A 22178-nucleotide genomic window follows, 5' to 3' on the forward strand; every position below is an offset into this window, starting at 1 on the left:
CTGCCAACGAAGAGTGAGCGATTTATGAACAAAGACCCTTTCAATTCATGCGGCTGCTCGGGCGCAAAAGAGCAAGGGGCAAACTGTGCCCAGGACCAAGCCAGCTCGGAAACAACCATCTTTTACATCGGCAACATGGACTGCCGCCGCGAGGAAGGACTGGTGCGGTACACCTTGGAGGAGGTACCCGGCGTCGAGCGGCTGCAATTCGATCTTCCACAGCGCAAACTGACCGTTTCACACAGCCTGGTCACGGTCGATGCACTGGAGCAGGCTCTGAATGCGGTGGGCATGAAGGCGCAGGCCGTCCGGGATGGGGCGGTGTTGACCACCTACTGTATCGAGAACATGGGCTGCCCGAGCGAGGAGAAACTCATTCGCGCGCACCTGGGCGCAGTCCAGGGAGTGCAGAACCTGGAATTTGACCTGGCCGAGCGCACCTTGTCGGTGAAGCACCGCGCCGAGGCGCGCGCGCAGATGGAGCAGGTTCTGGCGTCCATTGGCATGCGTGCCAAGGAACAGACCGTAAGCCTCGGTGCGCCGGCCGCAACCGCGCCACTGTTCGAGTCTGCGACCTCTCAGCCCCAGCCAACCGACCCAGCTTCCGCAATGCCCGCCGGAGAGCGCGTGACGTACCGGATCGAGAACATGGATTGCCCAACGGAGGAAGCGCTGATCCGCAACTGCCTGGGCAAGGAGCCAGGCGTCACTGCCTTGGACTTTAACCTGATGCAACGGGTGCTGGGCGTCCAGCACACCCTCCCTTCGACGACACCGATCGAGAAGGCGCTCGTTTCCATCGGCATGCGGGCCGAGCGGCAGGACCTGCAAACGGTCACCACCCTGCTGCGCATCGCAAAAATGGATTGCCCGACCGAGGAAAGCCTGATCCGCGGCAAGCTGCGAGGCATGCCCGGCGTGCAGGGATTGGACTTCAACCTGATGCAGCGCACGCTCACAGTCCGGCACGCGCCTGACGCGATCAAGCCGGCAATCGAGGCCATCGAGTCGCTGGGAATGCAAACCGAGGTGCACAAGACCAATGAACCGCGCGATTCACGGCCTCCCGAACAGAAGACCAGTTGGGTGCCAATGGCTGCGTCCGGCATCGCGGCAGTGCTTGCCGAAGGTGTCTACTGGGTCAACGATGGGAACCACTGGACGGTGATAGTGCTGGCCCTGGTTTCCATCTTCACTGGTGGCCTGAGCACTTACAAGAAGGGCTGGATCGCCCTGAAAAACCGCAACTTGAACATGAACGCCCTGATGTCCATCGCGGTCACGGGCGGTATGGCAATCGGCCACTGGCCCGAAGCAGCCATGGTCATGTTCCTCTTTGCGCTGGCCGAAGTGATCGAGGCGAAGTCGTTGGACCGCGCCCGCAATGCGATTCGCGGGCTGATGGACCTGGCACCAGAGACCGCGACCATACGGCAGGCCGACGGCTCGTGGAAGGAAATGCCGGCCAAGGAGATCGCCAAGGGAGCGGTGGTCCGGGTGCGTCCGGGCGAGCGCATTGCACTTGACGGCTTCATCACCGCAGGCCGTTCAGCCATCAACCAGGCCCCCATCACTGGCGAGAGCCTTCCCGTGGAGAAGGCGGAAGGCGACCAAGTTTTCGCGGGCACCATCAACGAGACCGGCTCCTTTGAGTACAAGGTGACCGCTGGCGCAAGCGACTCGACGCTCGCGCGCATCATCTACGCGGTGGAGTCCGCGCAGGGCAACCGAGCGCCCACGCAGCGCTTCGTTGACCAGTTCGCGCGGGTCTATACCCCGGCTGTATTCGTGGTGGCTGTGCTGGTCGCGGTCGTTCCGCCGCTCGCCTTCGGTGGCGCCTGGTTCGACTGGATCTACAAGGCGCTGGTGCTGCTGGTGATCGCATGCCCCTGCGCCCTGGTCATTTCCACGCCCGTCACTATCGTCAGCGGTCTGGCCGCCGCCGCCAGGCGCGGTATCCTGATCAAGGGCGGCGTCTACCTGGAGGGCGGGCGCAAACTCAAGGCCTTGGCCCTGGACAAGACTGGCACGCTCACGCACGGCAAGCCAGAGCAGACCGACTTCCTGCCGCTGATCGGCGACGCCCAGGAGGTGACCGCATGGGCTGCGAGCCTTGCTGCGCGCTCGGACCATCCGGTTTCTCAAGCCATTGCCCGCAAGGCAAAACGTGACGGCGTCTCTCTGCACGAAGTCGATGACTTCGCAGCGTTGCCGGGGCGTGGCGTACGCGGCCGCATTGCCGGCCGGACGCTGCGGATGGGCAATCACCGTCTTGCAAAAGAGCTGGGCCTTAGCGAGGTCGCGTTGCAGTCGCAACTGGAAGCCCTTGAGCGCCAAGGCAAGACAGCCATCCTGCTGATGAGCGAGACCACCGTGCTCGGCGTCTTCGCTGTCGCTGACACGGTGAAGGAAACCAGCCGTGAAGCCGTGGCCGACCTGCAGGCGCTTGGGGTTCGCACGCTGATGCTCACCGGGGACAACCAGTACACGGCTGACGCTATCGCGGCCCAGGTCGGGATCTCCGAAGCCCGTGGCGACCAGTTGCCCGAGGACAAGCTCAAGACTATTGAAAGCCTCATCAGCGCAGACGGCCAGGTCGGCATGGTGGGCGACGGCATCAACGACTCGCCCGCCCTTGCGCGTTCCGACATTGGTTTCGCCATGGGCGCGGCTGGCACCGACACCGCCATCGAGACGGCCGACGTCGCGCTGATGGACGACGACCTGCGCAAGATTCCGACGTTCATCCGCTTGTCGCGCACCACCGCCTCGATCCTGACGCAGAACATCGTGCTGGCTTTGGGCATCAAGGCAGTTTTTCTGGCGCTGACGTTCACGGGTCATGCCACGATGTGGATGGCAGTGTTCGCAGACATGGGGGCCAGCATGCTCGTCGTCTTCAATGGCTTGCGCCTGCTCAAGCTCAAGACGGCCTGACGGACATGCAAGTGCCTGATACCGTGACGCAGTGGACTAGACGCTGGCTGTATGACTGGGGCGGCGCCAACGTGGACCTTTTCTTGGGCATCCAGCGCGCACTGCCTGACGGCTGGATCTGGCTGCCCGAAATCCTGAGCGTGCTCGGCAGCTACTGGGGAGCGCCGGCCGTCGTGGTTCTGATGCTGGTTTGGCGGCGAATGCAGGTCAGTGAAAGGTCAACTCCGCTCGACCTGACCTTATGCAGATTTGTGCTCGGGCTGGCGCTTGCATTCGCCGGTGCAGCGACCTTCAAGGCGATGTTTGCGCTGCCGCGTCCGTCCGTGGTCTTGGGAGATCCTGTCTACCGAGCCCACGCTGCACCTGACAGCCGCTACACCATGCCCAGTGGTCACTCGGTCTACGTTGGGGTCCTGGCGACAGCGCTTTGGCCTACACTGGGCCGGGCGGGCAGGATAGGCTTGCTGGTGTTTGCCGCCGCAGTGGGCTGGTCGCGCATCGTGCTGGGTGCGCATTTTCCGATGGACGTGATCACCGGATTGGCACTTGGGAGTGCATGCACGACGGTTACGGGCTATTGGACTCAACGCATGGCGCGAGGTGTGCCGACGGCAGGGCCGGGATGGTGAATGCCGCTTTCAAGCCGTGCAGGATGCCGTCGGAGTCTGGCTGTACTGCCAGAATACAGACGATCTGGTTCGGTTCGGACTTGAGCTCCTTGTGGCTCTACCCGCGCCAGCGAAGACAACATCATCGTCCTCCCGCTATTGCCGGAGGCGCGCGGGAAGCCTCCACCCCAACTTAACTGATATGAATAACCTCTCGAAGAGAATCCAGTGGTATGCACTCGCGATCACTGTGTTTCTAGCCGATCAGACTGCCAAGAGCTACATCGACGCGACTACCCCTTTGGGATGGTCGCATGAAGTCACGTCATTTTTTAACCTGGTCCATGCGCTCAATCCCGGTGCGGCATTCAGCTTCCTCGCTGACGCTGGTGGTTGGCAGCGGTGGTTCTTCCTCGCGATTGCCCTCGCGGTTTCAGTCTGGTTGGTACGGCAGCTGTACAGCCGATTGCGGAAACTGGAAAGCCTTTCATATTGCCTCATTCTGGGCGGCGCATTGGGTAACGCATTTGACCGGGCCATGCGCGGTCAAGTCATTGACTACCTCGACTTTCACCTGCGCGGACGGCACTGGCCTGCCTTCAACATTGCCGACATGGCCATTGTGGGGGGAGCGATCGTACTGGTGCTTGCATCGCTGATGAGCGGGGACTGTCCTAACGCAGCGAAAGAGCCGCGGTGAACCAAGGGCGCAACGGAAATTCCAATCAGATATGCCTTGGGTTCTCACCCACCAAAACAAGTGAATTAGCAGCTCAGCGCGTCGGCCGAAAGGGAGCAAAAACATGAGCCATCAAGTTGTCACCGTTCTCGCGGCTTAAAGTCAGCTGGGCGAGGCCACGCTGGCACAGCTACAGGGGGCACCTCCGACATCACATCACTACAGCGTACCGTGGAGGGATAAGGTGTGCACCATGATCAACTCTTTGCACCTTCCTGCATTGCGCGGCAGCCTGTTAGCACTGCTGGCTGCAGCCTTGTTCGGCATCAGCACCCCCATGGTCCAGAGGCTGGGTGCTGGGCTGGGTGCGTTCACGACGGCCGCGCTTCTGTACGCTGGAGCAGCTGTAGTCGGAGCTTTGTCCCTGCGAACCCCAACCCACGAGGCAAGGTTGCAGAGATCTGACGCCTGGCGCCTCATAGCTATGGCGGGGTTCGGTGCCGCTCTGGGCCCTGTCGCCCTGGCCTGGGGCCTTCAACACACCAGTGGTGCCAGTGCCTCGCTCATGCTCACTCTGGAAGCCCTGTTCACTGCCACACTGGCGTGGTGGCTGTACAGCGAGACCATGGACCGCCGTGTGTGGGCTGCCATGCTTCTTTTGCTGGCGGGGGGCATGGCTTTGGTGATGGACCAGGGCCTGCAGGGCGGCACGCAGCTGCTCGGTCTGCTTGCGGTGCTGCTGGCAACCGTGGCTTGGGGCGTGGACAACACCCTGTCCCGGGGACTGGCCGAACGCGATCCCAGCCAGGTTGTGATGGCGAAGGCATCGCTGGGTGCTGCTGCGACAGCATGTCTTGCCATGTTGTGGGGAGAGCCTTTGCCCCCCCTGGCGGCAGCTCTAGGGCTCTTTGCCGTGGGGGCCACAGGGTATGGCTTGAGTCTTCGGTTCTACCTTCTGGCACAGCGGGCTTTTGGTGCGGCGCGGACTGGCTCCGTGTTCGCCTTTGCCCCTTTCATAGGTGCGGCTGTAGCGTTCGGCTTCGGTGAACGGTCTGCGGGGTGGCTGATGCTGCTCGGTGGTCTTCTGATGCTTGCGGGTGTGCTGCTGCATTTGGCCGAGAGCCACGGGCATGAACATACGCATGAACCGATGGAGCATGAGCATGCCCACCGCCATGACGACGGGCACCATTCACATGTGCACGATGTGATGCCAAAGGGCAGTCACAGTCACAAGCACACCCATGAACCTGTGATCCACGCCCATCCCCACGCACCAGATGTGCACCATCAGCATGTTCACAGAACCTCTTGAGTTCGACCGGATAGCGATGGACATACGCGGTCTGCATCTGACAGGATCTGTTGTCGGATCTGGCGCTAGTCCTTACCTCTTCCAAGAACGCAGCAGCAACGCATTGGTCACCACGCTCACGCTGCTGAGGGCCATAGCTGCTCCCGCCACCATGGGATTCAACAGGCCAAATGCAGCCAAGGGGATCCCGACCACGTTGTACGCGAATGCCCAGAAAAGGTTCTGACGGATCTTTGCGTACGTGCGCCGAGAGATGTCGATGGCATCTGCGATCAACGCGGGGTCACCATGCATCAGCGTGATCCCCGCAGCATGCATGGCCACGTCGGTGCCCGTGGACATGGCAATTCCCACATTCGCCGCAGCCAGAGCGGGCGCGTCGTTGATGCCGTCACCCACCATCGCAACGTGCCTGCCACCTGACTTGAGCTGCGCCACGATATCCGCCTTGCCTTCCGGCAGCACATCAGCACGAACCTGATCGATGCCCAACGCGCTGGCTACTGCGCTTGCGCTTCCCTTGTTGTCCCCGGTGACCAAGACGGTCTGGATGCCGAGAGCATGCAGTTGGGCAATGGCCTGTTGCGAGCTGGGCTTCACTGTGTCTCCAAATGCCAATAAACCCATCACTTCTGGCGCATCGGTCACGTCAGCCAACCAGGATACTGTGCGGCCCTCTTGTTGCATCTGTGCTGCAGCCCCGGTCAGACCGGCCATGTTGACACCCAACTCCTCCATATAACGTGTACTCCCGAGGCGGATCTGGCGTCCTTTGATGACAGCAGACATGCCTCTGCCAGCGACCGCTGTGACCTCAGTGGCGCGAGGAACGGTCACTCCCTGGGTGCGTGCAGCGTCCATCACGGCCTTTGCCAGTGGATGCTCGCTGCCGTTCTGAATGGCCGCAGCAAACGGCAGTAACTGATCCTGGAGGCCTTCGGCAGGCATCGCAGCCGTCAAAGTGGGCTTCCCCTCGGTCAGGGTGCCGGTCTTGTCGAACGCCACGGTGTCGATGCGGTGGGCAACCTCCAGTGCTTCTGCATCCTTGATCAGAATACCGTGGCGTGCTGCAACGCCGGTGCCCGCCATGATCGCGGTGGGAGTAGCCAAACCCAGCGCACAAGGGCATGCAATGACAAGTACCGCGACAGCATTGAGGATCGCCTGTTCCCAGTTGCCAGTGGCGAAGCCCCAGCCCATCAGTGTGATGGCAGCAAGGCCGAGCACCACGGGCACAAAGACCGCACTCACTTCATCAACAATCCGCTGGATGGGAGCCTTCTTCGCCTGCGCCGACTCAACCATCCGCACGATGCGCGACAGAGTTGACTCTGCGCCAATCGCAGTCGTCCGTACCAACAACAAGCCCTCCGCGTTCACGGAGCCTCCCGTCACCTTGTCGCCGACGTGCTTCGCAACGGGCAGGCTCTCCCCGGTGATCAATGACTCATCCACCTGGCTTGCGCCTTCGATCACCGAGCCGTCTACCGGGACTCTCTCCCCTGGGCGGACAACCACCGTATCACCTACTTTCACGCGTGAGAGTGGTAGATCCATGTCACCGGCATCGGTGCGCACACGCGCAATTTCTGGGCGCAGCGCATGCAGCGCCCGGATCGCTTCCGTGGTTTGCCGCTTGGCTCGGGCTTCCAGCCACTTCCCGAGAAGGACTAGCGTGACGATGACAGCGGAGGCTTCAAAGTACAGGTGGGGCGTCCCGTGCTCAGCGTGCTTGAACAGCAGGTACAAGCTCAAGCCGTACCCGGCCGACGTACCCAATGCGACCAGCAGATCCATGTTGCCTGCGCCTGCACGAAGAGCCTTCCAGCCAGCGCGGTAGAACCTCGCGCCCAGCCAGAACTGCACAGGGGTGGCCAGGACCAGTTGAATCCAGCCGTTGAGTGTCCAGTCTTGACCGAACAGCATGCCAAGCATGGGCAGTACCAGGGGGAAGGACAGACCAGCGGCTAGAGCGACAGGCCACCAGGGCGCCGACTGCTTGTCGTGTTCAGTGGAAGTGCTCGTATCCGCAACCTGTGCCTCATAGCCCGCCTTAACAACGGCGGCGACCAGGCGTTCGGGAGGCAATCCTGCATCGAAACGAACCTGCGCACGCTCCGTGGCTAGATTGACTTCCGCGTGCTGGACGCCTGGTACACCCTTCAGCGCTTTTTCGACACGTCCCACGCACGACGCGCAGGTCATCCCACCGATCAACAGCTCCACGGACTCTTCCGCCACTGCGTATCCAGCCTTTTCGACAGCCGCAGCCAAGGCCGGGACCGGTACCGTGGAGGCGGCAACCACGGAGGCGCGCTCAGTAGCAATATTCACAGTCACCTCACGGACCCCAGGGACGGCTTTGAGGGCCTTTTCAACCCGTCCAACGCAAGAGCCGCAGGTCATGCCAAGTATGGGAATATTCAGGTGTGCGATAGATAGTGAGGCGGACGGCCCCGCTTCATGGGCAGAGGTGTTCATAGCAATCTCCATGTGGTGTTCAACTACGGCGTTAACCGGCAGAGTTCGAACTTTCAGGGTTGACACGATGGGAGACGCAAGCGAGCCGGCGCTCCTTGTTTGAATATCTGTCTGGCCACTTGACCTTGCCCCAGTGGCAAACCGGAGACTGAAAGCCTCTTAACTTTTTCCAAGAGGTGAAAAATGCATGAATTCCAACTCCCCGACATGACCTGCGGACACTGCGCTGGTATGGTGAGCCAGACGCTTCAGATGACAGACCCTGAATGCAAAGTGCAGGTGGATATGTCCAAACGCATGGTCACTGTGCAAAGTGCGGAAGATCGCAAGACACTGGTCGAGGCATTGACCGAAGCTGGATATCCGCCCGCCTGATCTAGGTTTTACAGAACGTAATACTCAGAGCGCTTGACATTGACACGGTGGTAAGGACGAAAGTCCTTGCTACCGTGTTATTCCATTGCACAGGAGCATCCATGACCACACTCATGAACATCGGCGATGCAGCCAAGGCGGCAGGTGTATCGGCCAAGATGATCCGCCACTACGAGCAAACAGGGTTGTTGCCAGAAGCTGAGCGCAGTGAGTCTGGCTATCGAAAGTACGGTGAGCGCGAAGTTTCGGTACTGCGCTTCATCCGCCAGTCGCGCCGCCTCGGGTTCTCAATGCCCCAGATTGCGGAGTTGATCGGCCAATGGGGTGACACGCACCGCACCAGTCGGCAGGTAAAGGCGATTGCGAAGCGCCATCTGGCGGATCTGGAGGAGAAGCTGCGGGAGATTATCGAGATGAAATCAGCCTTGGAGCAGTTGGTTTCTGTGTGCGCTGGCGACGACCACTCGAACTGCGCAATTCTTGACAACCTGGCGGCGGACAGTCCCTCGAAGCCCAACCACAACGCAAGTTTCGTCAAGCCGACTCGGCGCGGAGCCAAGGTTTCCAAAGCGCACTCTGGTGTGACCGACACGCCGACGAACAGCCATCTAGACCTTATGACGTGGATGCGCGGAGTCCACGTACATCGGAGCGGGCACTGAACTAGGCCCTGAGGGGGGCTTGCGAAGCCATCACCTTGCACCACGATTGCGGCCCGCCCGTACTTGGGTGGGCCACGCTTGTGGCCCACCCGTTTGCATTACTTAGGCGTGGAGCCCGGAGTGGCTTCCTTGTGCGGCATGGCTTCACGCGCATTGGCCTTTTCCTGACCACGGGCTTCGGCCTTGCTGGTGTCCGTAAGGCCAGAGCCTTCACCTCGCGCCGTACCGCCATCCTTGGTCCGCTTCACACCGGTTGCAGGACGGGCTTTCTTGTGGTCTTCGCCATGCGCTTGCGCCTTGGAGTTGGTATAGGGCGTGGCTTCCTGTGTGTCGCCAGCGGCGAATGCGGACGATGCTGCTGTCATGGCCAGGGCAATAAGGAGCGTTTTCATGATTTTTCCTTGGTAGGTTGACGTGCGAACAGAAGAACGCCCCCCTTTTCTTGAGGGCGTAGCGAGACACTTTTTGCGCTTACTTGGCAGGCTCGATGGCAGTGACGACCATCTTTCCGCCCTCGTTGATCACCATGAAGCGGATCTTGTCGCCGGCCTGGGCCTTGTCGAGCAAGGCCTTGTCCTTGGCTGTGAACACCATGGTCATCCCCGGCATCTCCAAGTGCTTGATGTCGCCATGCTTGATGGTGATTTTTCCGGCGTCCTTGTCGATCTTGCGCACCTCTCCATCGGTCATGGAGGCTGCGGTCGTGGTTGCGGCTTTTCCGGCGTCTCCAGCGGCCTGCGCCACGGCCGACAGCGGCATGAGAGTGGCCAGCGACAACATGGCGCCGATCAACAGAGTGTTTGCGTTTTTCATACGAGCTCCTTGTTCAATTGCGTGCAGGGATTCCCCGATTACTTCTTGACCACCGTGACCTGACCCTTCATGCCAGCGTCGTAGTGGCCTGGGTACAGGCAGGCGAACTTCACTTCACCAGCCTTGGTGAACTGCCAGATGATTTCGCCTTGCTTGCCGGGGGCCAGCGACACCTTGCTGGGTTCGTCATGCTCCATGTCCGGGAACTTCTTCATCGTCTCGTAGTGTTCCTTGAGTTCGGCATCGGTGCCCATGCTGAACTCGTGTTTGACCTGGCCACTGTTCTTGATCACGAACCTGACGGTTTCGCCCTGCTTGACGGAGATCGCAGCGGGCGTGAAGCGCATGTTGTCCGTCATGTCCACGTTGATCGTGCGGCTAACACGGGAAGCCTTGCCGGGCTGACCAATGGCCGATTCAGCGCTGCCGTGGCCGTGGGCGCCACCGCCGTCATGGCCACCGCCGTGGTTGCCACCGGCGAAGCTGTTGAAGGACAGGGCCACCAGGGCGGAGGCGGCGATCAGGGAAAGAGTGCGTTTCATAGTTACCTTGGGTTGTGGATGAGGAAAGGAGGCGATCAGTGGCCGCTGTGCGAAGACGGCTTTTTGACCTTGACGACAGTGTCCGAACTGGACTTCTCTTTGCGGGGCATGGACTGGCCGCCCTCGGCTTTGAAGCGGGCAGGCTCCGCCATCGGACCGGTGTACTCATACGCCACCGTGCCCTCCGGGTTTTTGTACCAACCCGGGTTCTTGTAGTCGCCTGGCTTCTGGTCGCGGCGCACCTTCAGGACACTGAACATGCCACCCATCTCCACCGAGCCGAAGGGGCCTTCCCCGGTCATCATGGGGACGGTGTTGTCCGGAATGGGCATCTCCATCTCGGTCATGTCCGCCATGCCCCGTTCGCCCATGACCATGTAGTCGGGAATCAGGTTGTTGATCTTCTTGGCCACGCCCCGGTGGTCTACGCCAATCATGGTGGGAATGTCGTGACCCATTGCGTTCATGGTGTGGTGGCTCTTGTGGCAGTGGAATGCCCAGTCACCTTCTTCGTCCGCGAGGAACTCGATCTGGCGCATCTGGCCCACGGCCACGTCGGTGGTCACTTCATAGAGACGGGTGCTCTTGGGTGTAGGACCACCATCCGTGCCGGTGACCAAAAACTCGTGACCGTGCAAGTGCATCGGGTGGTTGGTCATGGTGAGGTTGCCGATGCGAATACGCACCTTGTCGTTGAGCCGGACGTTCAAGGAGTCGATGCCAGGAAAGATGCGGCTGTTCCATGTCCACAGATTGAAGTTCGTCATCTCTGCAACCTTGGGCGTCGCGGCCCCTGGCTCAATGTCATAAGCACTGAGCAGGAAGCAGAAATCACGGTGCACTTCGTCGATCAGCGGATGCTTGGCCTTGGGGTGCGTGATCCAGAAGCCCATCATGCCCATGGCCATCTGGGTCATTTCATCGGCATGCGGGTGGTACATGAAGGTGCCCGGGCGGCGCGCCACGAACTCGTAGACGAAGGTCTTGCCCGACTGGATTGCGGGCTGGTTCAAGCCCGCGACGCCGTCCATGCCATTGGGCAAACGCTGTCCATGCCAGTGGATGCTGGTGTGCTCGGGCAGCTTGTTGGTCACAAAAATGCGAACGCGATCGCCTTCCACCACTTCGATGGTGGGCCCGGGACTCTGGCCGTTGTATCCCCACAGGTGGGCCTTGAAGCCAGGGGCCATTTCGCGCACGACGGGTTCTGCCACCAGGTGGAACTCTTTGACCCCCTGGTTCATGCGCCAGGGCAGCGTCCAGCCGTTGAGCGTGACTACCGGGTTGTAGGGGCGCCCGGAGTTGGGAACCAGGGGCGCCATGGTGTCGGCGCTGCCCTGGAAAATGGGCTCTGGCAAAGCCGCCATCGCGACTCGGCTTACGCTTGCGGCAGCGACAGCTCCTCCGGCGATGCCTGCAAAGCGGAAAAAATCTCTTCTTGAATTCATGTTGGTTTCCTTGAGGGGATCAGTGGCCTGCACCAGCTTCGGCAGCGGCTGCGCCGCCGCCCGAGACGCCAGCGCTGGTGGGCTTGCCGATGAGAGAGGCCTGAAGGGCCGCATCCGCCTGCCAGAACTGCTGTTCGGCGTTCAGGGCCGCCATCACCGAGTTCACCTGGTCGCGAGAATCGGCGAGCAACTCGAAAACGCTGATCAGCATCCCGTTGTAGCGAAGCTGGTTTTCTTCGGAGATGGTTTTTCGCAGGGGAATCACCTCGTCGCGGTGGTGACGCGCGATGTCATATGCAGTGCGGTACGCAGAGTAGCTCTCCCTAAGGTTCGAACCCGCCGCGCGTGCAGTTGCTTCCAGGCGGTTGGCCGCAGCCAGGGTCTGCGCATTCATGGCGTCGCGCCGCATGCCCCCCCAGTCGAAGATCGGCAGCTGCAGGCTGATCTCGAAGCCGCGCCGCGTGGAGTGGGTGTTCTCTGCTGCATCGAAGACAGAGTCGCGCCGCACGCCCAACTCGATGTCTGTGAAGGTCGTGATCCTGTTCCAGCCTTGCGCGCGTGCAGCTGCGTCGTAGTCGGCTTTCGCGATCTGCAGATCCAGCCGCCCCTTGGATGCCTGGCGGCCAGCGTCCGATGCAGACAGCGGCTCCTTGGGCAGTGTGGGCAGGCGTTCAGGCAATTTGAGCTGTTGGGCTTGGCTGTCGTCCAGACCCAGCAGCCGCACCAGCTCCTCACGGGCTGCCGCGACCTGGTGCTGCGCACTGGCCAGCTGGGTCGCTGTGTCGGCATAGAACGCTTGCTGGCGTGCACGGTCAAGCTTGTTGAAATTGCCCACCGATTGCATGCGCTTGGCCAGTTCGGCACTGGCTTGGGCGCTGGCGACGACCTGTTGGGTGTAGGCCAGCGTCTGTTGCGCGGCAACGGCGCGTACCCAGGCCTGACGTACCTGCGTGACTTGGTCCACTACATCGCTGCTCAGGCGCAACTGGGTCTGCTTGATGCGCTGCTCGGCGATGCCTTTGCGCGTAGGCAAGGTCAGCAGGTCCAGCAGCCCGAAGGACAGGAGGCGGCCGATCTCCGTCTCGCTGCCCAGGCGAACGCGCTCCAGGCTCAGGATGGGGTTGGCGATGCGGCCGGACTGGGCTGCCGTGGAAGCGTCCGCCCAGTTTTGGGCCACGATGGCCTGCAGGGATGGGCTATTGACGAGTGCGAGTTGAACGGCATCCTTCTGACTGAGCGGCTTGGCCAGCAGATCCGAAGCGCGCTGGCGCAAGGTATCGCGCTCGTTCTGGTCCCGGGCCAAGGTGAGCTGGCCGTCCGTGAAACCGCTTGCGGCTGCGTTGGCGCTGGAGATGTTTTGCTCCAGATTCACACTGGCGCAGCCAGACAACACCGCCACTGCGGCCACGGCGATCACGAGTTGGGCGCGGGGCATGCGCAAGCGGCGGTTCATTGTTTGCCCCCGTGGTGTGCATCATGGCCCTGCACGGGTTGTTCCTGCCCGGTTGCCGGTGCCGTCTGGCGCATTTCCTTGGCATAGGTGCGCCAGCCTCCGATCTCGCCCACCTTGTCATTGGCCGCTTTCCAGGGCTGGACGGATTGCTCTTTGTAGGCTTCGTAGCCCGAGAGGGCTGATCGGTACGAAAGCTGATAGTCCACCTTGGCGGATTCGCCCTCTGGCATCTGAGCCAGAGCCAGGGACGGCGCTATTAGCGCGGCGGCCAGCCAGGGGGTTGATATAGGTCGTGAAAGCCAGGAAATTTTCATAGGTTCACCATGCGTTCTTGATGCAACGCATTGTGTGATCCCAAGGCTTCCGCCGACATAACGGCTTAATTACATCTTTGTCATCTGAAAGAAAGCCCGCGATCTGCAGGCACACTTGCCGTCATTCGCAGACAGGGAGATCCCGTGAAGATATTGATCGTCGAGGATGAAATCAAAACCGGCGAATACCTGCGCCAAGGCTTGCGTGAGGCAGGGTTCAACGCCGATCTGGTTCACAACGGAGTCGATGGCCTGCATCTGGCCCAGGAAGGTGACTACGACCTGGTGATCCTGGATGTGATGCTTCCTGGGATGGATGGCTGGCAGGTGCTCACCAATCTGCGTCGCCGGGGCCTGGAGATGCCCGTACTGTTTCTCACGGCCAAGGATCAGGTGCAAGACCGGATCAAAGGGTTGGAACTGGGGGCGGACGACTACCTGGTCAAACCGTTTTCCTTTGCCGAGCTATTGGCGCGAGCGCGCACCATCCTCAGGCGTGGTCGCAATCGCACCGAGGTGACGGTCCTCCAGGTGGCCGATCTAGAACTAGACCTCTTGCGGCGGCGAGTCAGCAGATCTGGCAAACGCATCGACCTCACGGCCAAGGAGTTCGGACTCCTGGAGCTGCTGATGCGCCGCCAAGGGGAAGTTCTGCCGCGCTCTCTGATCGCGTCGCAGGTGTGGGATATGAATTTCGACAGCGATTCCAACGTGATTGAGGTGGCGATGCGCAGGCTTCGGGCCAAGATTGACGATGCCTATGACGCCAAGCTGATCCAGACGGTCCGAGGCATGGGGTATGTGCTTGAGGCGCCCGAGGAGAGTGCGTGAAGGCAAGGTACTCGCTCACCACGCGGCTGACGGTCTTTTTTACTTTGGCGTCCGCCCTGGTGCTGATCGGCCTGGGGTCTCTCGTGGCGATTTCCATCGACCGGCATTTTGTGGAGCTTGACCGCGATGCACTGCGTGACAAGGTTCACCTGACGCGTGAAGTCATCGGCAAATCGAAGTCGCCGCAGGATCTGAAGACGCGGCTGGATGACGTTTTGCACAGCCATGAGGGCCTCTTCGTCACCGTGCTTCGCAATGGTCAATCGCTGTACTCGACGGAGGACTTTGAGTTTCCTGCGGACTTGAGCGTGCGGACCCAGCATTCCCGCTTGGGGGTTGCCTCGTGGCGAATGAAGGAGCGTGAGTACCGGGGGATGACCGAAGCCGTGACGCTGCCAGGTTCCGCAGAGCCTCCGCTGCAGGTCTGGGTGGCGGTGGACATTGCCCACCACAAGCACTTCATGTACGAATTGATTTGGGTGCTTGTGGGCTACGTGGCATTGGCAACACTGGTGGCTGGGGTCCTGGGCTGGTGGGCCGCAAAGAATGGATTGGCCCCCCTTCGCGCCATGCGGTCCCGCGCTATGGCCATCACGGCACAGCGACTGGATGAGCGGATGCCAACCCAGGAGTTTCCGGTGGAGATGGCCGACCTGGCGACCACCCTCAACGAGATGCTCCGGCGCCTGAAGGAGGAGTTCGACCGCCTGTCCGAGTTTTCTTCGGACCTGGCCCACGAGCTGCGTACGCCCATCAACAATCTGATGACACAGACCCAGGTCACGCTCAGCCAGGCTCGTTCTTCCGAGGAGTACCAGGACATACTGGCTTCCAACGCCGAGGAGTACCAGCGCCTGGCCCGCATGGTGGCTGACATGTTGTTCCTGGCCAAGGCTGACCACGGTCTCATTCTTCCCAGCACGGAGAAGATCGCTGTTCACGATGAAGCACAGGCCCTGTTTGATTTCTACGAGGCCCTTGCAGAAGAAAAGCAGGTCCGACTGCAATTGGTCGGGGCGGCGGAGATCGTTGGCGACCGGTTGATGCTGCGCCGGGCGCTCAGCAACCTCCTGTCCAACGCCATTCGCTACACCCCACCTGGCGAGCAGGTGGTCGTGGACATCCAAGGGGACCTGCACGGAACCACCGTGGATGTCGTCAACACCGGACCTTCCATCGATGCTCAGATGATCCCCCGCCTGTTCGACCGCTTCTTTCGGGCGGACAAGTCGCGCAAGCAGCTGGACTCGGACGGCGCGGGCCTGGGCTTGTCCATTACCCAGGCGATTGTTCATGCGCACCGGGGGCGGATTTCCGTGAGTTCGGCCGATGGCAGGACTTGTTTTTCGATGTATTTCCCCAGAGCACAAAGCATTGGCAAGCACCTCACGACAGATGCATGACCCCCTGGCAACCCTCATAGACTGCTGGAAGGCAGATCCAAGCAGCACCTACAACACCTGGTTCCTGTGGGATCAGCGGATCAAGAACTTCCGCTCCATTCGCCGAGGCATCGCGCAGGTGGTGGAGGACATCCGGGGCGGAACGTTTGGCAACGCTTACCGAGGCTCCTCGCTGGAGACGATCGTGGGTTCCGTGGCAGAGCAGCGCCAGATTTTCAAGGGAGCGGACCACGCGTTCCTCTGGAAGCCCAAGCTGCGGATTCCGGACATCTACGAGAACACGAGCAACCAGCGCGCCTTTGCGGACCTCCTGCACACCTGCGATCACTGTGACTGCGCAGAAGACGTAGTGGCCGCCATACAGCGCATTGATGCGATTGGCATCAAAGGCTTGGGCCCAGCGGTCGCCAACTTGCTGTATTTCATCCACCCAACGCTGGTCTCTCCCTTCAACACGGCCATCGTCAATGGTTTCAACGCGGTGACCGGGGGGCGCGTGAAGCTTGGGCGCTGGGACCACTATCTCTCCATGCGGGAGGGCTTGCTGCGCTTGAACGCGCGGTACCGGCTAAAACTGTCGAACGATCTGGGCGCGATTGCAGGACTCATGTTTGACATTGGCAGTGGCCGATATGAAGCGCCGCCACAAGCAATGGATGTAGCGGCGACAGCTCTCTGGCAAGAAGACCTTGAACGTGTGCGGCAGGAATCCACCGCATTGCAACGAGAACTGTCCCAAGCGACCGAGAGCGATGCGACCCACACGGGTATCCAGGCTTCGCTGCGCGACCTGGGTAAGGCGCTCGGATTTGAGGTCTGGATAGCGTCCAACGACCGGGGCCGCGCCTATGGCGGGGGGCTGCTGGGAGATGGATGCATGGCGCAGTTGCCCGCCAGCCTGGACCGAGGACTGGAGTCCGTGCGACTGATCGATGTCGTATGGGTTGATCCCCAGACCTCGCAATTCGCCGCCGCATTCGAAGTCGAACACACCACGTCCATCTATTCGGGCATCGTACGCATGCTCGATCTGGCCCTGGGCACGCCGGTTGCAGGCAACTGCGCCCTGTTTCTGGTGGCTCCAGACAATCGCAGAGACAAGGTCGCTGAGCAACTTCAAAGGCCCGCCTTCTCCAGGGTGTCGGAGCTGGGAATCCGGTACCTGCCCTACAGCCAGCTGGAGCAGAACCATGCCTCCATGAGCCGCTTTGGGTCCAGCATCAAGCCGCTGCTGGAGATTTCGCAGCGGCTGTGAGCCACGGCTATTTCGTGCGGCGCGCTTCGCTGCGCTCGGCTCTTTGGGCCCCAGGGATGCGGCGACCCACGGCGATGTCGGCAAGATGAAGTTTCTGTTATCCCGAACGGCGGGATTGACGGGTGGCGCCTTGCGTTGCGAAAGCTACAGATCGAACTCCAATCTCTACGATTGGGCGTTGCCTCGGTACAGATTTCGAGGCAGAACTTCGCAAACTCTTCGCCCCAGAAAGCCTCGGCATGAACGTCACGACAAAGCCATTGGATGCACTATTGCCTGTCAGTTCGCTGGGAAACTCTGTGCCCAAAGCACCGAGCATCCAGGGAGGCGGTTTTCTGGACGCGATGAAGCAGGCGCTTTCAACCACAAGCCAGTTGCAGAGTGAGTCTGGTCGCCTAAGCCGCGAGGTCACATTCGGCAATCCCACGGTCAGTCTTGAAGAAACGATGCTCGCTGGAGTCAAGTCGAACATCGCGTTTCAGGCCACTCTTCAGAGCCGCAACCGCATTGTCCAGGCCTACACCGATGTGATGAACATGCAAGTCTGATGCTCGGAGGCCAGAGCAATGCAAAAGTAGATGTCGCACGCACTTGCTGCTAGCGCCGCAGACATGCATGGCGAGCCAATTGGAGGAGGCCCTGTTTCGAAAGACCCCTCCAGATCAGCAGCCGACCGCCCGGAGAACCCGTTTAGAACCGAGGGGCCTGGGTGACTTCGTCCGAGGTGGTGGCCACGGCAGCATGGTGCGCAGCGTGGTAGCGGTCAGGATAGATTTCGTTGAGCTTGCGGCCGTCTTCGCCCACAGCGACGATTTCGCCTTCGCGGATGGCGCGTGCCAACTCACTCTTGACTTGTTCCCGCGTCTTCAACGACTTGCCTGCCACGATCGGATAGCGACCAGACATCAACTCATTGCGTTTGACTCCGAATTCACCGGCCACCATGATGTCACCCGTACGGATAGCCTGCTCCAATTCTTCCCGCACTTGCTCGCGGGATTTGCTAGCCTGAGTAGAAGTAGCCGAGCGATAGGCTCCGGGATTGATTTGCTTGAGAGTCATCCCCGAGTCGCCAGCAGCAAGCATCTCGCCGCTTTGCTGAGCCTGCGCCAATTCAGCCAGCACTTGTTCGCGCGTCTTGCTGACAGCTTGGTCCGACGCAAAAGCGGGGGCGGCGATGAGGGAAAGGACGATGAGGGTGGACTTCAGTTTCATGATGGGGTTTCCTTTTTGGGTAGATGGCAATGGTTCAGGTGCAACCGCAGGCCGGTTTGGGAGGGCACGCGGTTGCCGGTGATCGTTGAGAGGGTTCAGGGCAGTTGGCGGGCATCGACCCAGCCAGCTTCGCCGCCCATATCCCGTACACCGTCACGACTGACGGGGTTGCGCTTGGCTGACTGCAACTCATCGAGGACTTGCTGGCGGGTCTTGGTCAGTTTGGGGCCCGGAACGAGTGGATAAGTGGCAGGGTAGCCACGGCTGATCCAGTACAGCGAACCGTCCTTCTGAGCGGCCAGCACGGTGCTTTCGACCGCTTGGCGGCTCACCGCATTGCCCAAATGGTCGGCGGCCAGGCTCACGCCTTCCTCCTGGCTTGGGCTTGCGTGGTAAACGGAAGTTGCGAAAGAGGCGGTGGCGGATGCAGCAAGGCTGGCGACGAGGATTGCGGTACGAACTTTCATGATGGTCTCCTGTGGCGCCGGATGCCCGATATGGTTCATCCAGGTGGCGTTTTCTGCACCACGGAGAGAAGTCTAAAAATTGCCGCCCCACATGGAGGTGACCTCCTGATTACGCTTTCGACAGCAATCTGCAATCCACTAAAACCCGAGTGCATCCCCCGCGTCGGTTCTGGGCGTCATACGACACTGCGGCCACCTCATTGCGGCAACGAGAGTCTCCCGCCGTCCTGCAGCGACGCAATCAGCGGGCAGGAGACATTCCCTTTTCTCGCATGGCATGCGCATACCAGTTCAGACAGCACCGACTCCATGCGTGCCAAATCGGCTATCTTCTCGCGCACATCCTTGAGCTTGGACTCAGCCAGTGCGCTGGCTTCTTCACAATGAGTTCCATCGTCTAGCCGCAGCAGCTCGGCTATTGCATCCAGGCTGAAGCCCAGGCGCTGAGCCGCTTTGACGAAGCGCACCCGCGTCACATCTGCATCTCCATAGCGGCGGATGCTGCCGTGAGGCTTGGCCGGCTCGGGCAACAATCCCTTGCGCTGATAGAACCGGATGGTCTCTACATTGACCCCGGCCGCCTCGGCAAAAGCGCCGATCGTAAAACTCTCCAAATTGGCTTTCATACCGCTTGACTCCGTACATGACTACGGAAGTAAGGTTACGGGATTCAACCAATTTTGAAAGGTCAAGCGCATGTCGGAGCCAAACAACGGGCGCACAGCGCTCTTCGCCGGAGGGCTGGCGGCCATCCTTGCCTCGACTTGCTGCCTCGGACCGCTGGTCCTGATCACCCTGGGATTCAGCGGGGCATGGATTGGCAACCTGACCGCGCTGGAGCCCTACCGCCCGATCTTCATCGGGGTCGCGCTGGTGGCGCTGTTCTTCGCCTGGCGGCGCATTTACCGCCCGGTGCAAGCCTGTAAACCGGGGGAGATCTGCGCGATTCCCCAGGTGCGAGCTGCCTACAAGCTTATTTTCTGGAGCGTGGCCGCACTGATTGTGGTCGCGCTCGGGTTCCCCTATGTCATGCCATTTTTCTATTGATCACAGGAGTTCTTCATGAAACAACTACTTGCCTCCCTGGCGCTCACCCTGGCCGTTGTCCCCGTGTGGGCCGCCACCCAGACCGTCATGCTGGCCATTCCCGGCATGACTTGCTCCACCTGCCCGATCATCGTCAAAAAAGCGCTTTCCAAGATCGAAGGCGTTAGCGAAGTTGAGGTGACCTTTGAGACGCGCGACGCAGCTGTCACCTTCGATGACGCAAAGACCAGCGTGCAGAAGCTGACCAAGGCAACCGCAGAGGTGGGGTTTCCATCCAGTGTCAAGCGGTGAAGCATTGACAACTGCACTGCAGCGCATGTGATGCCGTTACCTGGCGCGCACAAGCAAAAAGGATCTGTCGCATGACCCATCTGACAATCACCGGCATGACCTGCGGTTCGTGTGCGGCACACGTCAAAAAAGCCTTGGAAGACGTGCCCGGCGTACAGTCGGCATTTGTCTCCCACCCCGAAGGCACTGCCCAACTTGTCACCCTGCCGGGCACATTGCCCGATGCTCTGACTGCCGCTGTGGCCAGACTGGGCTACAAAGCAATGCTCGCCGATGTCCCCCCCAAACACAACCACGCTGGATCGCTCGATCAGGTGCGTCAGTGGACAGGGGGCGCTGACAAGCGCCGTGGCAACGAGCGTCCGCTGCAAATAGCCGTGATCGGAAGTGGTGGAGCCGCTATGGCGGCAGCACTGAAGGCCGTCGAGCAAGGCGCGCACGTCACGCTGGTGGAGCGAGGCACCATCGGCGGAACTTGTGTGAACATTGGCTGTGTGCCGTCCAAAATCATGATCCGCGCCGCGCATATCGCGCATCTGCGCCGAGAAAGCCCGTTCGATGGGGGCATGTCACCCACACCGCCGACGATCCTGCGCGAGCGGTTGCTAGCGCAGCAGCAGGCACGTGTCGAAGAACTCCGCCATGCCAAGTACGAAGGCATCCTGGACGGCAACCCAGGCATCACGGTGTTGCACGGTGAAGCGCGTTTCAAGGACGATCGGAGCCTTGTCGTCCGTTTGAGCGAGGGGGACGAGCAGATCGTGGTGTTCGACCGCTGTTTGGTCGCGACAGGAGCCAGCCCGGCCCTACCGCCGATTCCGGGTTTGAAAGAGTCACCCTACTGGACTTCGACGGAGGCGCTCGCCAGTGCCACCGTTCCCGAACGGCTGGCTGTGATTGGCTCGTCGGTGGTGGCGCTGGAGCTGGCCCAGGCTTTTGCCCGGCTAGGCAGCAAAGTAGTGATTCTGGCGCGCACCACCTTGTTTTTCCGGGAGGACCCGGCCATCGGAGAGGCCATGACTGCTGCTTTTCGTGCCGAAGGCATCGAGGTGCTGGAGCACAGGGAAGCCAGCCAGGTCGCGCATGTTGACGGTGAATTTGTGCTGACGACGGGGCACGGAGATATCCGCGCTGACAGGCTGCTGGTCGCAACGGGGCGGACACCGAACACGCACAGCCTCGCGCTGGACGCGGCGGGGGTCACAGTCAATGCGCAGGGGGGCATCGTCGTTGACAAGGGCATGCGCACCAGTGGCCGGAACATTTACGCGGCAGGCGATTGCACCGACCAGCCTCAATTCGTCTATGTGGCCGCAACCGCAGGCACGCGCGCGGCCATCAACATGACCGGTGGGGAAGCGGCACTCGACCTGACCGCGATGCCCGCCGTGGTGTTCACCGATCCACAAGTAGCAACCGTGGGCTACACCGAAGCAGGAGCGCGCAATGGCGGCATTGAGACCGACAGCCGGCTGTTGACGCTGGACAACGTGCCACGTGCGCTCGCCAACTTCGACACGCGTGGTTTTATCAAGCTGGTGACCGATACCACCGGGCACTTGATTGGCGTGCAGGCGGTCGCGCCGGAAGCTGGCGAACTGATCCAGACGGCGGCCCTGGCAATTCGGCACCGCATGACAGTGCAGGAGCTGGCCGACCAGTTGTTCCCCTATTTGACGATGGTCGAGGGACTCAAGCTCGCGGCGCAGACCTTCAGCAAGGACGTCAAGCAGCTTTCTTGCTGTGCAGGATGAGAAGCGGGCGAGATGATGAGAGTGCCCGCACAGTAGCTCAAATCGCTATTGATTGGCGCCGACTTGCCAAGCAACAGCCAACGCCGAGCGAACTTGGTGCAGGGACACTTTTCTGAGTGAAATTTCTCAGCATCCGAAACGCTTCACGGCGCGCCCAAAGCGGCGCCTGCCAGCATTACAGAAATATCATCGACCCATCATCTTCTGGTGTGTTGCTGTATTCCAAACTTCCCCTCGTCACGACGCGCACCGAGCCCATCGGACCGCGTGGGGCCGTCAGCCTGGCTG

Annotated in this window: 23 protein-coding genes; 13 read left to right on the forward strand and 10 right to left on the reverse strand. The window is 60.8% G+C overall.

Features of this window, described 5'->3' with window-relative positions; translation table 11 throughout:
* Positions 1–24: 24 nt before the first annotated feature.
* The 4 genes from ACSQ3O_RS08920 (at position 25) to ACSQ3O_RS08935 (ending at position 5539) form a co-directional block, all read left to right on the forward strand.
* A complete protein-coding gene (locus ACSQ3O_RS08920; protein ID WP_252662244.1) occupies positions 25–2937 on the forward strand; it encodes a heavy metal translocating P-type ATPase in 2913 nt (970 codons plus the stop codon).
* 5 nt (positions 2938–2942) lie between these two features.
* On the forward strand, positions 2943–3566 hold the full coding sequence (locus ACSQ3O_RS08925) for a phosphatase PAP2 family protein (protein ID WP_436138569.1): 624 nt from the start codon (positions 2943–2945) through the stop codon (positions 3564–3566).
* A gap of 181 nt (positions 3567–3747) precedes the next feature.
* A complete protein-coding gene (gene lspA, locus ACSQ3O_RS08930) occupies positions 3748–4245 on the forward strand; it encodes a signal peptidase II (protein WP_252662252.1) in 498 nt (165 codons plus the stop codon).
* A 232-nt stretch (positions 4246–4477) separates the two neighbouring features.
* Positions 4478–5539, forward strand: a complete 1062-nt coding sequence (locus ACSQ3O_RS08935) for an EamA family transporter (protein ID WP_436138570.1) — start codon at positions 4478–4480, stop codon at positions 5537–5539.
* Between the two features lie 72 nt (positions 5540–5611).
* On the opposite strand, the gene ACSQ3O_RS08940 is transcribed toward ACSQ3O_RS08935, so the two are convergent.
* Positions 5612–8020, reverse strand: a complete 2409-nt coding sequence (locus ACSQ3O_RS08940; protein WP_436138571.1) for a heavy metal translocating P-type ATPase — start codon at positions 8018–8020, stop codon at positions 5612–5614.
* A gap of 183 nt (positions 8021–8203) precedes the next feature.
* On the opposite strand from ACSQ3O_RS08940, the gene ACSQ3O_RS08945 reads away from it, so the two are divergent.
* Together ACSQ3O_RS08945 and cueR are read left to right on the forward strand one after the other, a co-directional pair.
* Positions 8204–8395, forward strand: a complete 192-nt coding sequence (locus ACSQ3O_RS08945; RefSeq protein ID WP_056419638.1) for a heavy-metal-associated domain-containing protein — start codon at positions 8204–8206, stop codon at positions 8393–8395.
* 101 nt (positions 8396–8496) lie between these two features.
* Complete coding sequence (cueR, locus tag ACSQ3O_RS08950; RefSeq protein WP_436138572.1) at positions 8497–9057, forward strand: Cu(I)-responsive transcriptional regulator; 561 nt, start codon at positions 8497–8499, stop codon at positions 9055–9057.
* A gap of 98 nt (positions 9058–9155) precedes the next feature.
* On the opposite strand, the gene ACSQ3O_RS08955 is transcribed toward cueR, so the two are convergent.
* The 6 genes from ACSQ3O_RS08955 to ACSQ3O_RS08980 form a co-directional block, all read right to left on the reverse strand.
* Complete coding sequence (locus ACSQ3O_RS08955) at positions 9156–9449, reverse strand: hypothetical protein (protein ID WP_436138573.1); 294 nt, start codon at positions 9447–9449, stop codon at positions 9156–9158.
* 79 nt (positions 9450–9528) lie between these two features.
* Positions 9529–9870: a copper-binding protein gene (locus ACSQ3O_RS08960; RefSeq protein WP_436138574.1), complete on the reverse strand. Its 342-nt coding sequence runs from the start codon at positions 9868–9870 to the stop codon at positions 9529–9531.
* A gap of 38 nt (positions 9871–9908) precedes the next feature.
* Positions 9909–10412, reverse strand: a complete 504-nt coding sequence (locus tag ACSQ3O_RS08965; protein ID WP_252662054.1) for a cupredoxin domain-containing protein — start codon at positions 10410–10412, stop codon at positions 9909–9911.
* A 35-nt stretch (positions 10413–10447) separates the two neighbouring features.
* Positions 10448–11860 carry a multicopper oxidase family protein gene (locus tag ACSQ3O_RS08970; protein WP_063459184.1) on the reverse strand — a complete coding sequence of 471 codons (1413 nt, stop codon included), beginning with the start codon at positions 11858–11860 and terminating at the stop codon, positions 10448–10450.
* Positions 11861–11879: 19 nt separating this feature from the next.
* Positions 11880–13313, reverse strand: coding sequence for a TolC family protein (locus tag ACSQ3O_RS08975; RefSeq protein WP_436138575.1), 1434 nt, complete (start codon positions 13311–13313; stop codon positions 11880–11882).
* Positions 13310–13543: a hypothetical protein gene (locus ACSQ3O_RS08980; RefSeq protein WP_436138576.1), complete on the reverse strand. Its 234-nt coding sequence runs from the start codon at positions 13541–13543 to the stop codon at positions 13310–13312. Before ACSQ3O_RS08980 ends, ACSQ3O_RS08975 begins: the two co-directional genes overlap by 4 nt.
* Positions 13544–13771: 228 nt before the next feature.
* Between ACSQ3O_RS08980 and ACSQ3O_RS08985 the strand changes: the two genes are divergently transcribed.
* The 4 genes from ACSQ3O_RS08985 to fliE all read left to right on the forward strand — a co-directional run bounded on the left by ACSQ3O_RS08985 (position 13772) and on the right by fliE (position 17664).
* Positions 13772–14458 carry a heavy metal response regulator transcription factor gene (locus tag ACSQ3O_RS08985; RefSeq protein ID WP_436138577.1) on the forward strand — a complete coding sequence of 229 codons (687 nt, stop codon included), beginning with the start codon at positions 13772–13774 and terminating at the stop codon, positions 14456–14458.
* Positions 14455–15861, forward strand: a complete 1407-nt coding sequence (locus ACSQ3O_RS08990; protein ID WP_436138578.1) for a heavy metal sensor histidine kinase — start codon at positions 14455–14457, stop codon at positions 15859–15861. Before ACSQ3O_RS08985 ends, ACSQ3O_RS08990 begins: the two co-directional genes overlap by 4 nt.
* A complete protein-coding gene (locus ACSQ3O_RS08995; protein ID WP_252662281.1) occupies positions 15854–17116 on the forward strand; it encodes a type II restriction endonuclease in 1263 nt (420 codons plus the stop codon). Before ACSQ3O_RS08990 ends, ACSQ3O_RS08995 begins: the two co-directional genes overlap by 8 nt.
* Before the next feature lie 239 nt (positions 17117–17355).
* Entirely contained in the window at positions 17356–17664 is a 309-nt protein-coding gene (fliE, locus tag ACSQ3O_RS09000) for a flagellar hook-basal body complex protein FliE (protein ID WP_015012923.1), read from the forward strand.
* 142 nt (positions 17665–17806) lie between these two features.
* Here fliE and ACSQ3O_RS09005 read toward each other — a convergent pair whose 3' ends face one another.
* The 3 genes from ACSQ3O_RS09005 to merR all read right to left on the reverse strand — a co-directional run bounded on the left by ACSQ3O_RS09005 (position 17807) and on the right by merR (position 19424).
* Positions 17807–18331 carry a DUF4148 domain-containing protein gene (locus tag ACSQ3O_RS09005; RefSeq protein WP_436138579.1) on the reverse strand — a complete coding sequence of 175 codons (525 nt, stop codon included), beginning with the start codon at positions 18329–18331 and terminating at the stop codon, positions 17807–17809.
* Between the two features lie 95 nt (positions 18332–18426).
* Entirely contained in the window at positions 18427–18798 is a 372-nt protein-coding gene (locus ACSQ3O_RS09010; protein WP_436138580.1) for a hypothetical protein, read from the reverse strand.
* 197 nt (positions 18799–18995) lie between these two features.
* Positions 18996–19424 carry an Hg(II)-responsive transcriptional regulator gene (merR, locus tag ACSQ3O_RS09015; protein WP_015012926.1) on the reverse strand — a complete coding sequence of 143 codons (429 nt, stop codon included), beginning with the start codon at positions 19422–19424 and terminating at the stop codon, positions 18996–18998.
* A 70-nt stretch (positions 19425–19494) separates the two neighbouring features.
* Between merR and merT the strand changes: the two genes are divergently transcribed.
* From merT to merA, 3 genes are all read left to right on the forward strand, one after another.
* Complete coding sequence (gene merT / locus ACSQ3O_RS09020) at positions 19495–19845, forward strand: mercuric ion transporter MerT (protein ID WP_108625377.1); 351 nt, start codon at positions 19495–19497, stop codon at positions 19843–19845.
* 15 nt (positions 19846–19860) lie between these two features.
* A complete protein-coding gene (merP, locus tag ACSQ3O_RS09025; protein WP_008905582.1) occupies positions 19861–20136 on the forward strand; it encodes a mercury resistance system periplasmic binding protein MerP in 276 nt (91 codons plus the stop codon).
* A 71-nt stretch (positions 20137–20207) separates the two neighbouring features.
* Positions 20208–21890: a mercury(II) reductase gene (gene merA / locus ACSQ3O_RS09030; RefSeq protein WP_436138581.1), complete on the forward strand. Its 1683-nt coding sequence runs from the start codon at positions 20208–20210 to the stop codon at positions 21888–21890.
* The last annotated feature ends 288 nt before the right edge of the window (positions 21891–22178 follow it).

Origin of the sequence: Acidovorax sp. LjRoot74 (assembly GCF_964254355.1) — a bacterium.
Classification (GTDB): domain Bacteria; phylum Pseudomonadota; class Gammaproteobacteria; order Burkholderiales; family Burkholderiaceae_C; genus Acidovorax.